Genomic DNA, 13,243 nt, shown 5'->3' with positions numbered 1-13,243 from the left:
GCTTTTCTTTTTGTGAAGTATTTTAATGAGTGGCATAAAGCATTCTGAGTTGTTCTGCCAGCCCACTTTGGCGGGTGGTATGGGTATAGACGGCTGTTTTCCAGATCTGTTCATCAGCAAAAACGGTCAAACGTTTTTTCGCACGGGTGATGCCTGTATAAATAAGTTCATTGGTAAGGATAGGATTAAACTCTTGAGGGAGTAACATAATACAATGTTCAAATTCTGATCCTTGAGATTTATGGATTGTCATCACATAAGCGGGTTCATTCGCTGGAACACGGCTTGGAGAAATTGCACGAAATTGACCGTTTTCACTTTCAAACCAGATTTTCAATCGTCCGTCTTCATTGGGTAATGCTAAACCAATATCACCATTGAACAGTTGAATATTGGGATCATTTTGTGTCACCATAATCGCTTTTCCACTGTACCATTCGTGTGGTTGTCGAAAATAGACTAATTTTGCTATACGTAGTTGTTCTGCTATCAGATCATTTAAATTTTCTACACCTAAATGCCCAATCCTTAATGCACTTAAAAAGCGAATTTGTTTAAACAAGGTGAATATTTGTTTAATTTGAGTTTGGGTTAAGTTTTTTTTAGCAAGAATTTGTTCTAAATAGCGAGAATATTGAGTAACAGCATAGTTTGCGACTTGTTGGGCAGGTGAATTTTGATAATTGATTAATTCAAGATCTGCATAACGTGTAAAGCATTGCCAACTTTGATGTGCATTATTTTGATTAATAGCACGTGCTAAATGCCATATACCTGACTGACTATCAAAACGATAACTTTTTGAAAGATGACATAGACTATCTCGCAACGGAGTTTGATGATGATTGGTATTGACTTGCTGCTGGCAAACTTGTTGCAGATATTCAGCGTGTTGGAGGCTATATCCTTCGTCTAAGAATCGCCCTAATTCACCTAAAATGGCACCTGCTTCTACAGAAGCAAGTTGATCTTTATCACCAAGTAAAATGACTTTGGTTGAGGTGGGTAAGGCTCGAAAAAGCGTTGCAAGGAGAGATAAATCGATCATTGATGCTTCATCAATGACTAATACATCAACGTTTAACGGATTATTTTGATTATATTTGGCTAAACGATCAGCAGAGAGACCGAGTAAACGATGAATTGTTGAGGCTTGCTGAGGAATAAGATTTTTTAGTTCATCTGCAAGTGGCATAGATTGAATTGCATCAGAGATGGATTCGTTTAAGCGTGCTGCTGCCTTTCCTGTAGGCGCGACAAGTTTTATGCAGAGTGGTGCTTGATGATTAAGTAATTGTAGCCATTGCAAACCAATTAACAATCGAGAAACAGTGCGAGTTTTTCCTGTACCCGGACCACCTGAAATAAGACAGATTTGTTGTTTTATCGCCGTAGCAATAGCGACTTTTTGCCAATTAATTTCATTGGTTGGATTGGAATCTTGTTCAGGAAAAAGCTTATCTAAAATGGTGGCAATCTGTTCTTTATTTAACTTTGAGTTAGTTTTAGATTGAGCTAAAAAAGTAGCAATTTGATGTTCATCTTGCCAAACACGTTGTAGATATAATGCCGTTTGAGTTGAATATTGTTGTAATAGAAAAGGGGCGTTAGTAGTAGGAGCAGTGCTAAATGCAGGGTGTGATTGCAGTTGGTGTTGCCATTGTTGAAAATTTAAGGTTGTTGGCATCACTTCTGTCATTTTTTGTTGGATTGCAGACAAAATTTCACATTTATCTTGTCGGTAGGCTAAATCAAAAGGATTTTTCCATAGTTCTGCATTTAAGTATAGGCAACTGTATCCTTGCTGGTGGTAGTAACTGGATAAGCAGGCAAGGAATGCCACCAGATCTTGAGTGGCGGTTGAGCAGGCTTTTCCCTGTTCAGTGATGAACTGTGCAAAGTAGTAATCTAAAGAGCTAATAATATTCTCGTTTCTTAGTTGGTATAGCAATGTTAGCATTAATTATCTCCCCATAATTGATCTAAGGCTTCAATTAGCGTGGCACTCGGTTTATCAAAGAAGATACCTTGTCCGGGATTATTAGGATCCATTCCTCGTAAAAACAGATAAAAAACACCACCAAAGTCACGTTGATATTGATAATTTGGATCACGTTGGCGGAGATAGCGATGAAGAGCGAGTGTATAAATTAAATATTGTAAATCATAACGGTACTCTGCAATAACCTGATCAAGCTGAAGCGGACTATAATCGTTAGCTTGCTTTCCAAGAAAATTTGATTTGTAATCAATTAGATAATATTTTCCTTGATGGCGGAAGATCAGATCAATGAAGCCTCGAATGAAACCATTTAAATCTTCTAAGACTAAAGGCTTAGTTAAATCGGCTATACGGTGATGTTGCTGTAATAAGTGATTAAATTGATCTAAAAAGAGTGAATTAGGTATTTTCAAGAAAAAATCTAATTCATTTAATCGATCTGTTTTCGTAATCTGATTAAGGCTGATCGTTGTTGGTGTCAGTGGTGTTGATAAAATATGATTCAGCCACTGTTCTAAACTGGTTAGCCACAGTATATTTTCATCATTATCTGCAAGATTTTCGGTTGTGATTAAATTCAGGCTTAAAGCAAGTTGTTGTAGCTGTTTTTGTTCAAGAGGGCGTTGAAAATCACATTTTTCTAAGAAAGTATGTAATGTAATCCCGATATGTTGATTACTAGGTAAATCTAAAGGTGAATAACCTTGAGGATAAGATAGTGGAGAAGTTTCACTGATATTTTCACTCATTGATGGCATAAATAGCGTGTCATATTCTTTTGCTTCATCAAGAAAATTGAAGGAAAGGCGAGTTGTTTCCAGCTGTTGATGGTGGCGCTGATTAAGTTGTTGTAATTGGGTAAAACTACTTACTTGCCAGTTTCGATCAATGTCATTATGAAAATCTTTTGCTTGTAATTGTTGTTGAGGAAAATGTTGTGGTCGCCAAGGATCAGGAAGTTGTTGCTCAGCAGCGTGTATTTCAATCCTGATATCGGATAAGCTATTTGCCAGTCGTGTAGCATAATTTTCTTCAGTTTGGGCACGAAGCAAGTAGGCTAATGCTGAACAATTAGTTTTATCTGGGAATTTATGCGGTAATCCTAAAGCGATTTGGTATTTTGCTCGAGTGAGGGCAACATAAAGTAAGCGTAGATTTTCAGCCAGTATTTCATTTTGTTGTGCATCACTTGCTGCATCATTTAAACTCCAAATAATATTATCATTATTATCGTGATAGAGTGGGATAGCTTGAGTATGTTTTTTATCACTATCTAAGCCGATAAATGGTAGCCAAACGATGCCATATTCTAATCCCTTTGATTTATGAATAGTTACTACTTTGACTAATTCTAATTCACTTTCTAGACGTAGTTGTTGTTCTTCTTTTCCATCAGTTTCACCTTTTTCGGCTTGTAATAACTGTTGTTGATACCAGCGGACTAAGGCTGTTTCATTTCTATTTAGACGTGCGGCTTGTTGTAATAATTCAGCTAAATGGAGTAAATCAGTTAATGTTCGTTCATTTTCGACTAACACAGTTGAGGTTTGACGGCTTTGCAATTTAGTTGGGATCTGTTCATTGTTGAATAATTGATACAACATTGGTAAAACCCCTTGCCAGTGCCAAATTTGTTGGTAACGTAAAAAACGTTCAACTTGGAGATCCCAGCATTTTTCATCTTGATGTAGTTGGTGTAATTCGGCACTTGTTAAGCAGAAGAATGAAGTTGCTAGGGCTGAAAGCATTGCTCGCTCATTAAATGGATTGAGGCAAGCTTGTAAGAGTAAGAGTAATTCTTTGGCAGTATTAGTTTGAAAAATATTGGTTCGTTCAGAAAGATAAACTGAAGCGATGCCACGTCGTAATAATGAGGCACGGATAATATCAGCTTCTTTGCTGGTACGAACTAAGATAGCGATATCCTTTGCTTGTAACTTTTTTTCACCCAAAAAGGCTTGATTATTTTCTGCTAATTTTAGCCATTGCTGGATACTGTTGGCACAATTCTCAGCCATTAAATGGCGATAGTTATCCGCAGAGAGTTTTTCAGCTGGGCTTTGATAGATCACAAGAGGGGCTTGAATTTGATCTTTTAATTTAAAAGGCAAGATATCATCTCGATATTTGACTGGTTGAAAATCAATTTTATCAAATTTAAATGACTGCGGAGCAACTTGAAAAAGTTGATTAATCCCTTTTACTAATTCAGCATTGGATCGCCAGTTTTTATCTAATGTAAAACGGTGTTTAACCAAACTAGAGGCTTGAAAATAGGTAAAAATATCAGCCCCACGAAAACGATAAATTGCTTGTTTCGGATCACCGATCATAATAAAGCCATTAGCAGTATGGTGAGCGTGATCTGCCTGATAACTTAAATAAATTTGATTAAAAATGGCAAATTGTTGAGGATCGGTATCTTGAAATTCATCAATCATTGCAAAAGGATATTGATGATGGATTAATTCAGCTAAGCGTTTTCCTTGAGGTTGTGATAGGCTGTCTTTCAGTAAACGTAATAGATCATCAAAGCCTTTATCACTATGGTTAGCACGGTATGCAAATAATTTTTGACGCAGTAATTTAGCATAGAAATAGTTGGCAAGCTGTTGATTTTTATGTTCGTTATAATTTTGTTGTAGTTGTGATATCTGGGTAAAAAATGGGTGTGATGGTACACTAGCATTTTTTTTAATGCTGCTATCAAGTTTTTCTTGGGTGAAATAATCTAATAAGCCTTTAGGTAGAGTGGGGCTGTTGCTTTCTGCCCATTGATCTAGTTGAGGAAAAATTTGTGTAAAAATTTTATTTTTGTTACCTAGGGTGTATTTTAGCTGACTAGAATGTTGTTCAAACCATTGTGTTAAGCTCTCTTTTTGTTCTTGCCATAATTTTTTTAAGATTGTTGTTTGGGTTGAAATATGTTGGATAAGCTCTGTTAGTGAAGTAATTGAGGCTTGCTCCGATAATTTAGGTAGCTCACCAGTTAATAAAGTTTTTAGGCGTTCAACCATCTTATCAGGGCTTGAAAAATAGGTATAAATAATTTCCGCTTGTTCTGGAGATAAGGCATAAAATTGCTCTCGCCATAATTGCTTACTTAAACGTTGTAATAAACTTTGGTTATCAGGATTCATTTCTAAATTAAAATGAATGCCAGAATCAAACGCAAATTGAAGTAACATTCGTTGGCAAAAACCGTGAATTGTAAAAATAGCGGCACGATCCATAGATTGTTCTGCGAGTTGTAATCGAGCAATCGCTTGTGGTAACTGGTGTTTAAGACTGTTAACTAAAGCCTGTAAAAAGGGATCTTGTTCTATTTCTAGACAATGATCTTGTTGTTGATAAAGTTGAAAATAATGTTTGACCTCTTTAATTCGACAACGAATTCTTTCTCGTAGCTCTTGAGTGGCATCTTTGGTGAAAGTAACCACTAAAATTTGTTCAACGGTGAGTAGCTGTGGAAAAGGATTTTCACCTGCTTGTAATAATAGACGTAAATATAGCGATACCATTGTATAGGTTTTACCTGTACCAGCAGATGCTTCAATTAAGCTAGTGCTAGCTAGTGGAAGGCTAATTGGCTCAAGTGGAGTTGTAGTTACCATTTTTTACTCAATATTTTTCTGATGACAGTAGTTGATGATTTTAACAAAGAGAATATAAATTTAAAAAACTATTCTCTTTACTGTGGCTATCTTTAAATAGTTTTTTCAGTAGTTAGAAATACCTTCCATCTATTCTTGAGATAAGACTATAATATATCTTTATTTTTAAAGATATTTAGTTGAATTTTAAGGATTATTTATGCGATTAATCTTGTTGTTTGTTGTATCACAGTTATGGCTCTCCGCTTGTTCTAATCAATCAAATATAGCACCAATTATTCCACAATTATCTCAACAAGCCTTGGATCAAAAATCTTTTGCAACGGGTTATCAAGTTACTTTACAGACTTATCGAGGGCAAATTGATTTTAATTACCCCATCAAAGATTTTAATCAAGGTGTCGCAGATTGGTTTGCTGGGCGTTATCCTGATGGTATAGCACAGTTAAAACAGGATCTTTATGCTAAAGGTATTGGTTATACTAAAACTGTATTTAGCTATTATAGTGGGGTAATTTTTGCGGCTGAATTAAGCCAAAATTTAAATTATATGGGCTGTGAAAAGGTTGATTTTCTCAGTTTACGTCAGGGAATTGGTGAGGCGATGCGGGATTTACAACGAGGAAAACTAAGAGAAGATGATGCTTATTTAGAACAAGGAATGGATTTGATGTTTTCTGTGTGTCAGGAAGTTAGAAAATCAACATTAAAAAAATAACAGTAATAGGGAGATAAGCTTGTCAATGGGGGCTTTTACCTGTTAATTCCACTTCTTTTCTGCTATAATTTTATTAATTTTGGGCTATTAAAACAGAGAAAAATTTATGTCGAACACTACTTATGATTCATCAAGTATTAAAGTATTAAAAGGGCTTGATGCAGTACGTAAACGTCCGGGTATGTATATAGGTGATACCGATGACGGTACAGGCTTACATCATATGGTATTTGAAGTAGTCGATAATGCTATTGACGAAGCATTGGCAGGACATTGTTCCGATATTATTGTTACTATTCACGAAGATAACTCGGTTTCAGTGCAAGATGATGGTCGTGGTATTCCAGTGGGGATTCACCCCGAGGAAGGCGTTTCTGCCGCAGAAGTTATTATGACGGTATTACATGCAGGCGGTAAATTTGATGATAATTCTTATAAAGTATCAGGTGGTTTGCACGGTGTTGGCGTATCAGTTGTAAATGCATTATCGGATAAATTACAACTTACTATCCGCCGAGAAGGGCAAGTACATGAACAATTTTATCATTTAGGTGTGCCACAAGCACCATTAACTGTTATTGGTGAGAGTACTAAAACAGGTACTTCTGTTCGTTTTTGGCCAAGCCCAACTATTTTTAGCAATATTGAATTTCAATATGAAATTTTAGCTAAACGTTTAAGAGAGTTGTCTTTCTTAAATTCAGGAGTATCAATCAAGTTATTTGATAAACGTAGTGATAAATCAGATCATTTTCACTATGAAGGTGGAATACAAGCTTTTGTTGAATACTTGAATAAAAATAAAAATCCTATTCATGCAAAACCCTTTTATTTTTCAGCAGAAAAAGAGGGAATTGGTGTAGAAATTGCATTGCAATGGAATGATGGATTTCAAGAAAATCTCTATTGTTTTACGAATAATATTCCGCAACGAGATGGTGGAACGCATTTAGCTGGTTTTCGTGCTGCAATTACACGAACATTAAATAATTATATGGAAAAAGAAGGCTACAACAAAAAATCAAAAGTAGCGACTTCTGGTGATGATTCAAGAGAGGGATTGGTTGCTATCGTATCAGTAAAAGTGCCAGATCCTAAGTTTTCATCTCAAACAAAAGATAAATTAGTTTCTTCCGAAGTAAAAAGTGCAGTGGAATCTTTGATGGGTGAACGCTTACAAGAGTATCTATTAGAGAATCCAAGCGATGCTAAGATTATTGTCAGTAAAATTATTGATGCGGCAAGAGCAAGAGAGGCAGCACGAAAAGCAAGAGAAATGACTCGCCGTAAAAGTGCATTAGATTTGGGGGGATTACCCGGTAAGTTAGCAGATTGCCAAGAAAGAGATCCTGCATTATCTGAATTGTATATTGTTGAGGGAGATTCAGCAGGTGGCTCGGCAAAACAAGGACGTGATCGTAAAACACAGGCTATTTTGCCGTTGAAAGGAAAAATTTTAAACGTTGAAAAAGCACGTTTTGACAAAATGTTATCGTCAAAAGAGGTGGCAACATTAATAACTGCCTTAGGGTGCGGGATTGGTCGAGATGAATACAATCCTGATAAATTACGTTACCACAGTATTATTATTATGACAGATGCGGATGTAGATGGTTCGCATATTCGTACTTTATTATTAACTTTTTTCTATCGTCAAATGCCTGAGTTGATAGAAAGGGGATATGTTTATATTGCACAACCACCACTTTATAAAGTTAAAAAAGGCAAGCAAGAACAATATATTAAAGATGATGAAGCAATGGAAGAATATGAGTTAGCTATTGCACTTGATGGAGCTGCTTTATATATCAATGCTGATGCACCAGCAATGTCTGGCGTTGCTTTAGAAAATTTAGTTGTTGAATATAATCAAGTTCATAAGTTAATTTCTCGTTTATCTAGACGGTATCCAAGTTCATTATTAAAAGCGTTAATTTATCAGCCAACTTTAAGTCAAGATGATTTAAAAAATCAGGAAAAGGTTGAAAGTTGGACCAAAGTGTTAGTGGATAGCTTAATACAAAAAGAAACTCAAAGTAACTATTATTCCTATCGCATTGAATATAATAGTGAACGGCATTTATATGAGGCTGTTATTGTTGTCCGTACCCACGGGATTGACACGGATTATAATCTTGATTTGAATTTTATTGAGGGCGGTGATTATACTCGTATTGTGAAATTAGGGGAACAATTACGCCATTTAATTGAAGATGGAGCGTATGTTACACGAGGTGAACGTCGTTTATCAGTAAATTGTTTTGAGCAAGCGATAGAGTGGTTAGTGAAAGAATCTCGACGTGGGCTAACTATTCAACGCTATAAAGGATTAGGTGAAATGAACCCAGAGCAATTATGGGAAACAACAATGGATCCTCAAGTACGTCGTATGCTTAAAGTTTCTATTAAAGATGCGGTAGCGGCAGATCAGCTCTTTACTACTTTAATGGGAGATGAAGTTGAACCTCGTCGTGATTTTATTGAGACTAATGCCTTATATGCAAATTTAGATATTTAGTTTTTAACTAGTAATTTAAAAATAAAAACACCTTTTAGCTAAGCTAAAAGGTGTTTTTTTATATTTAAGTAACTAATACTATTTAATTAAAATATGGTTCTTAGCAAAAAATAATTCTTATATTGAGGATTTTCTAAAAATAATTAAGATTGGTATTTCTTAGTTAAAAAAATATCTATCTTTATTATAAAGATAGATATTTTATAGCAACTTATTTTTTAAATTAAAGATCTAAAATATTATTGTACACAAGAAAGACGACCTGTATTGCGATCTGAAATTTTAAATGGGCAGGTGCTATCGCTAGAGTCATCAATTTTATTCATACGGCGATTTAATTTATTAATCACAGTTTTCATTTTATTAATTTCTGCTGAAAGTTTTTTAATTTCTTCATCTAGATCAAGATCATCATTTGATACATCTTGCGTAGTTACTACTTTTTTAGCTTTCTTATGTTTAGTAAGATTATTGATTTCTGTTTCTAAACCAGTGTATTTTTCAGCTAAGGTTTCAACTTGTTGTTGTAGTTTAACGACTTCATCTTTTAAGGTTACGATATGATCTTGAGTGTAAGCCTGATCTTCAGAGTTATTCAATACAATGTAGGCAACTAATGCAATACTAAAAATCAAGCTTAGAATTGAAAGTATGGTACTATTAAATTTCATAATGCTTCCATAGTTGTTAGGATTTGAACAGTAGGGCAAAATTATATCAAGCTAAGATAATTAATCAAGAAGAATTCAGTAGCAAAGTTAAGTTACTTTAAATATTAATATTTTTTTCATTAGTCTTTTTATTGAGAGAATTATTAGAATAGATAAAAAACTTTTATAAAAATTATATTGTTGTACATTAATAATTTTATAATATTTTTCTTAATAAGAAAATAAAATTGCTATCTTTCTTTTATTTTAAAATCTTTAAAAGACACTATTGAATAATAACTAATTTTATTATGATTTTGTTATTCAATACGAATATTATGTTTATATTAATAGATAGCAATTATTAGTAAATTACTTTTTATAGCTTAATGTTAAGGAAACAGCATCAGCGTAACGTAAAGCGTATGGTTTGGCTATTTCTACTTCCGCCCATTCAACAGATGAATGTTCACTTGCAATTTCGAGTACTTCTTTGACCATTCTTTCTAGGAGTGCAAATTGATTATTCTCAACGTGCTGAATAATTTTTTTTGTAATAGTACGATAGTTTAATGCATCATCAACATTATCTGAGTTACCTGCTTGGCTACTGTTGTAGCCAATTTTAACTTGAATGACGACATCTTGTTTGTTTTGAATTTCTTCTTCTTTAATTCCAATAAAAGTACGAAGTCGGAGGTTTTCAATGCGAATTACTGCGGGTTGAAGGATTGGCATAATGATGGTCCTTATTTCTGAGTTAAAAAAGATATAAAAACTTAAATTTTTGTTATTATAACCCGATTGGATAACAGATAAAAAATGGAATCAATTATGGCGATTAATAATTCATCACCATCAACTTTTCGTAATAGCTTAATTATTTTAGCTTGCTTAGTGATTATTTTTGCAGGCATTAAAGCCGCAGCAGTAATTGTCGTCCAGTTATTGCTGGCACTTTTTTTAGCGATTATTTGTACACCGATAGTCAATTTTATGTTGAAGTATCGGATTCCACTTTGGCTTGCGGTAATCTTTTTATTTGCGTTGATTTTTATCGGTTTAACGTTTTTTGCTGGGTTAGTTGGCGCTGCCGTAAATGAGTTTTCAAATTCAATTCCTTTGTATAAAAAGTTATTAGTTGAAAGAATTACGGATTTAGCAACTTTATTGCAACATTGGAATATTCATTTAACCTTGCCGAAAGAAAGTTTAATTAAACACTTTGACCCAAATATTGTAATGGGGATAATCCGCAGTTTATTAAGCGGTTTATCTGGTGCAATAGCGAATATTTTTGTCTTGGTTCTGATCGTTGTTTTTATGCTATTTGAAGCACAATCTGCAAAACAAAAACTAAAAAAAATATTACCACCACATCAAATGAATAGCTTACAACGGGTATTAAATAGTGTCATTAGTTATCTTGCAGTAAAAACATTTGTGAGCTTTTTAACAGGGTTTTCAGTTTGGTTAGTGTTAACTTTATTGGATATCCAATATGCGGTGTTATGGGGAACAGTCACTTTTCTATTAAATTATATTCCTAATATAGGTTCAATTTTAGCGGCAGTACCAGTCATTATACAGGTCCTACTATTAAATGGTGTGTCAGAAGCTGTCTTAATTTTATTTGCTTTTATTGTCATTAATATGATTATTGGTAATTTCATTGAACCACGTTTAATGGGAAAAACACTCGGATTATCCACTTTAATGATTTTTATTTCTTTAATCTTCTGGGGATGGCTATTAGGTACAACTGGTATGTTACTTTCAGTTCCTCTTACTGTGGCAGTTAAAGTTGGATTAGAAGCAAATCCTAAAACAAGAAATTATGCCAGTTTTTTAGGTGATAATAGTGATGAATCAGTCGAGAATAGATAGTGTTTTTTAGGCTTGAGCTCTTTTTCCTTATTCGTTGAAAAACGAATAAGGAATTAAGTAAAGTAATTAAAGATTACGGAGTTGTTGCTCAATAGTTTTAAATCCATTTAAACGAGTATTACTGAGACGTTGATCTAAACCTAATTGTGTTAAAAGTGCATTAAAGTCTAAACTTTTTAGTTGTTCGGCTGTTTTCCCTTCAATTACTGCAAGGAGAATGACAAGTAGTCCTTTTAAAATTCGTGCTTCACTATATGCTTTAAACTGCAATGACCCATCAGATTGTGGCAAAATTTGGAACCATAATGCACTTTCACAGCCGGGAATTAAAGGAATATCAGTTAAATCTTTGGGCTTTTCTAATTGTTTGCCAAGTAAAATCAGTTGACGATAGCGTTCTTCCCAACTCACTTGTTGCGGAAATAATAATGTGATTTGTTCTAAACTAAGTGTAGCCATATAAATAAATGTAATTAATCTGTTAAAAGTGATAAGGCAGCATCTAATGCTGTAAAAAAGCGATCTAAATCGTTTTGATTATTATAAGCTGAAAATGAAACTCGCAGAGTACCAGTTAGTGCTAAATGATGTAAATAGGGTTTGGCACAATGTTCACCACTACGTAAAGCAATATTTTGTTCACTTAGTAATGTTGCAAGATCACTGTTTTCAATTCCTATAAAAATAAAACTGATAATTGTACTTGTTGGTTCGCTGAAGATACGGCAAGTTGGGTAAGTACTGAGTCTTTGACGACATTGTTGTGCAAGGGCGAGACTATGGTATGCCATTTGTTTAACATCAAATTGTTGTAACCAATCTAGTACAGCACCAAAGCCAATTACAGCTGCAATATTAGGCGTACCCGCTTCTAGGCGGTATGGAAGTTGTGTAAAAGTAACGTGTTGATTTTCAATCTTTTCAACCATTTTCCCACCAAAAAACATTGGAGAAAGTTGCTCTAATGCAGCACGTTTCCCTGCTAAGATCCCTAAACCTGTTGGTCCATAAATTTTGTGGCAGGAAAAAGTACAAAAATCAATATCAAGCTGTTGTAGATCTATGGGGTGGTGTAGTATTGCCTGAGCAACATCTAATAAAATAAGGGCTTGAGGTGCAGCTTGACGAATAAGAGGGATTAATTGTTCAATCGGTTGTCTTATGCCTGTAACATTGGAGATTAAATTGAGTGCAACGAGCTTAGTGTGTGAGTTTAAAGATTGAATTAAATGCGGTGTTGATATTTTATGTTTTTGATCTAACTCGACAATATGTAATTTAGAATGATTTTTCTTTGCGAACTCAATCCAACTAACATAATTAGCATGGTGTTCTGCTTGAGTAATAATAATATGATCATCAGCGGTTAAGTTAGGAAGTAAACCATATCCTACAAGATTAATACTTGCTGTAGTACCACTTGTCCAGATAATACATTCTTTACTTTCTGCATTTAGCCAAGAAGCAACGTTTTGACGAGCCTGTTCGTATTGTTGGGTTTGTTGATAGTCATATTGGCTACGGTGAACAGAACCAGCAGAACGATAAAATGATAAGGTACTGTCGAGTAGTACTTGAGGTTTAAGGGTGGTGGCAGTTGAATCTAAATAGACAATTTGACTTTCTTTAAAAAAAGGAAATTGCTGACGAAAATTAGAAAAATCAAAAGGTTGAGATTGTATTTTATCCATTGCTATATATTTACAGTAGATTGTTTTTTAATTTTGTGTGCCTAATTTTACTTATTTGCTTAATTTTTATCAGTCAAATGTTACTTTTTTGATAAAAATTAAAATAAATTTTAAAAAATAAGATTTTGAATCAAAATCAGAGTAGAATTATACCGTTTTTGGT

The 13,243-nt window shown here is 34.2% G+C and carries 9 protein-coding genes; 3 read left to right on the top strand and 6 right to left on the bottom strand.

Annotated features, from left to right (window positions below):
* Positions 1 to 22: 22 nt before the first annotated feature.
* Both recD and recB read right to left on the bottom strand, forming a co-directional pair.
* Positions 23 to 1,960, bottom strand: a complete 1,938-nt coding sequence (gene recD, locus CEP47_RS07280; RefSeq protein ID WP_261920258.1) for an exodeoxyribonuclease V subunit alpha — start codon at positions 1,958 to 1,960, stop codon at positions 23 to 25.
* Positions 1,960 to 5,616: an exodeoxyribonuclease V subunit beta gene (gene recB / locus CEP47_RS07275; RefSeq protein WP_261920259.1), complete on the bottom strand. Its 3,657-nt coding sequence runs from the start codon at positions 5,614 to 5,616 to the stop codon at positions 1,960 to 1,962. Before recB ends, recD begins: the two co-directional genes overlap by 1 nt.
* A gap of 199 nt (positions 5,617 to 5,815) precedes the next feature.
* Between recB and CEP47_RS07270 the strand changes: the two genes are divergently transcribed.
* Positions 5,816 to 6,334 carry a hypothetical protein gene (locus tag CEP47_RS07270; protein WP_261920260.1) on the top strand — a complete coding sequence of 173 codons (519 nt, stop codon included), beginning with the start codon at positions 5,816 to 5,818 and terminating at the stop codon, positions 6,332 to 6,334.
* Between the two features lie 106 nt (positions 6,335 to 6,440).
* Complete coding sequence (gene gyrB / locus CEP47_RS07265) at positions 6,441 to 8,852, top strand: DNA topoisomerase (ATP-hydrolyzing) subunit B (RefSeq protein WP_261920261.1); 2,412 nt, start codon at positions 6,441 to 6,443, stop codon at positions 8,850 to 8,852.
* Positions 8,853 to 9,091: 239 nt separating this feature from the next.
* Here gyrB and CEP47_RS07260 read toward each other — a convergent pair whose 3' ends face one another.
* Both CEP47_RS07260 and folX read right to left on the bottom strand, forming a co-directional pair.
* Positions 9,092 to 9,523, bottom strand: a complete 432-nt coding sequence (locus tag CEP47_RS07260) for a coiled-coil domain-containing protein (protein WP_261920262.1) — start codon at positions 9,521 to 9,523, stop codon at positions 9,092 to 9,094.
* 351 nt (positions 9,524 to 9,874) lie between these two features.
* Entirely contained in the window at positions 9,875 to 10,240 is a 366-nt protein-coding gene (folX, locus tag CEP47_RS07255) for a dihydroneopterin triphosphate 2'-epimerase (protein WP_261920263.1), read from the bottom strand.
* Between the two features lie 96 nt (positions 10,241 to 10,336).
* Between folX and CEP47_RS07250 the strand changes: the two genes are divergently transcribed.
* The gene (locus tag CEP47_RS07250) at positions 10,337 to 11,389 is read left to right on the top strand and encodes an AI-2E family transporter (protein ID WP_261920264.1); all 1,053 of its coding nucleotides are present in this window, start codon (positions 10,337 to 10,339) and stop codon (positions 11,387 to 11,389) included.
* 66 nt (positions 11,390 to 11,455) lie between these two features.
* Here the strand turns inward: CEP47_RS07250 and CEP47_RS07245 are convergent, their stop codons facing one another.
* Together CEP47_RS07245 and CEP47_RS07240 are read right to left on the bottom strand one after the other, a co-directional pair.
* Positions 11,456 to 11,848 (bottom strand): SufE family protein, encoded by a 393-nt coding sequence (locus CEP47_RS07245; RefSeq protein ID WP_261920265.1) that lies wholly within the window; start codon positions 11,846 to 11,848, stop codon positions 11,456 to 11,458.
* Between the two features lie 14 nt (positions 11,849 to 11,862).
* Positions 11,863 to 13,080 (bottom strand): aminotransferase class V-fold PLP-dependent enzyme, encoded by a 1,218-nt coding sequence (locus CEP47_RS07240; RefSeq protein WP_261920266.1) that lies wholly within the window; start codon positions 13,078 to 13,080, stop codon positions 11,863 to 11,865.
* Positions 13,081 to 13,243 lie beyond the last annotated feature (163 nt).

Source organism: Mergibacter septicus, from assembly GCF_003265225.1.
GTDB lineage: Bacteria > Pseudomonadota > Gammaproteobacteria > Enterobacterales > Pasteurellaceae > Mergibacter > Mergibacter septicus.
This window is presented reverse-complemented; position numbering and strand designations above follow the sequence as displayed.

What these genes read in the sequence shown, in the direction of transcription:
- CEP47_RS07250 (WP_261920264.1), top strand. Translation starts at nt 10,337, where the DNA reads ATGGCGATTAATAATTCATCACCATCAACTTTTCGTAATAGCTTAATT.
- recB (WP_261920259.1), bottom strand. Translation starts at nt 5,616, where the DNA reads ATGGTAACTACAACTCCACTTGAGCCAATTAGCCTTCCACTAGCTAGC.
- CEP47_RS07270 (WP_261920260.1), top strand. Translation starts at nt 5,816, where the DNA reads ATGCGATTAATCTTGTTGTTTGTTGTATCACAGTTATGGCTCTCCGCT.
- CEP47_RS07260 (WP_261920262.1), bottom strand. Translation starts at nt 9,523, where the DNA reads ATGAAATTTAATAGTACCATACTTTCAATTCTAAGCTTGATTTTTAGT.
- folX (WP_261920263.1), bottom strand. Translation starts at nt 10,240, where the DNA reads ATGCCAATCCTTCAACCCGCAGTAATTCGCATTGAAAACCTCCGACTT.
- recD (WP_261920258.1), bottom strand. Translation starts at nt 1,960, where the DNA reads ATGCTAACATTGCTATACCAACTAAGAAACGAGAATATTATTAGCTCT.
- CEP47_RS07240 (WP_261920266.1), bottom strand. Translation starts at nt 13,080, where the DNA reads ATGGATAAAATACAATCTCAACCTTTTGATTTTTCTAATTTTCGTCAG.
- gyrB (WP_261920261.1), top strand. Translation starts at nt 6,441, where the DNA reads ATGTCGAACACTACTTATGATTCATCAAGTATTAAAGTATTAAAAGGG.
- CEP47_RS07245 (WP_261920265.1), bottom strand. Translation starts at nt 11,848, where the DNA reads ATGGCTACACTTAGTTTAGAACAAATCACATTATTATTTCCGCAACAA.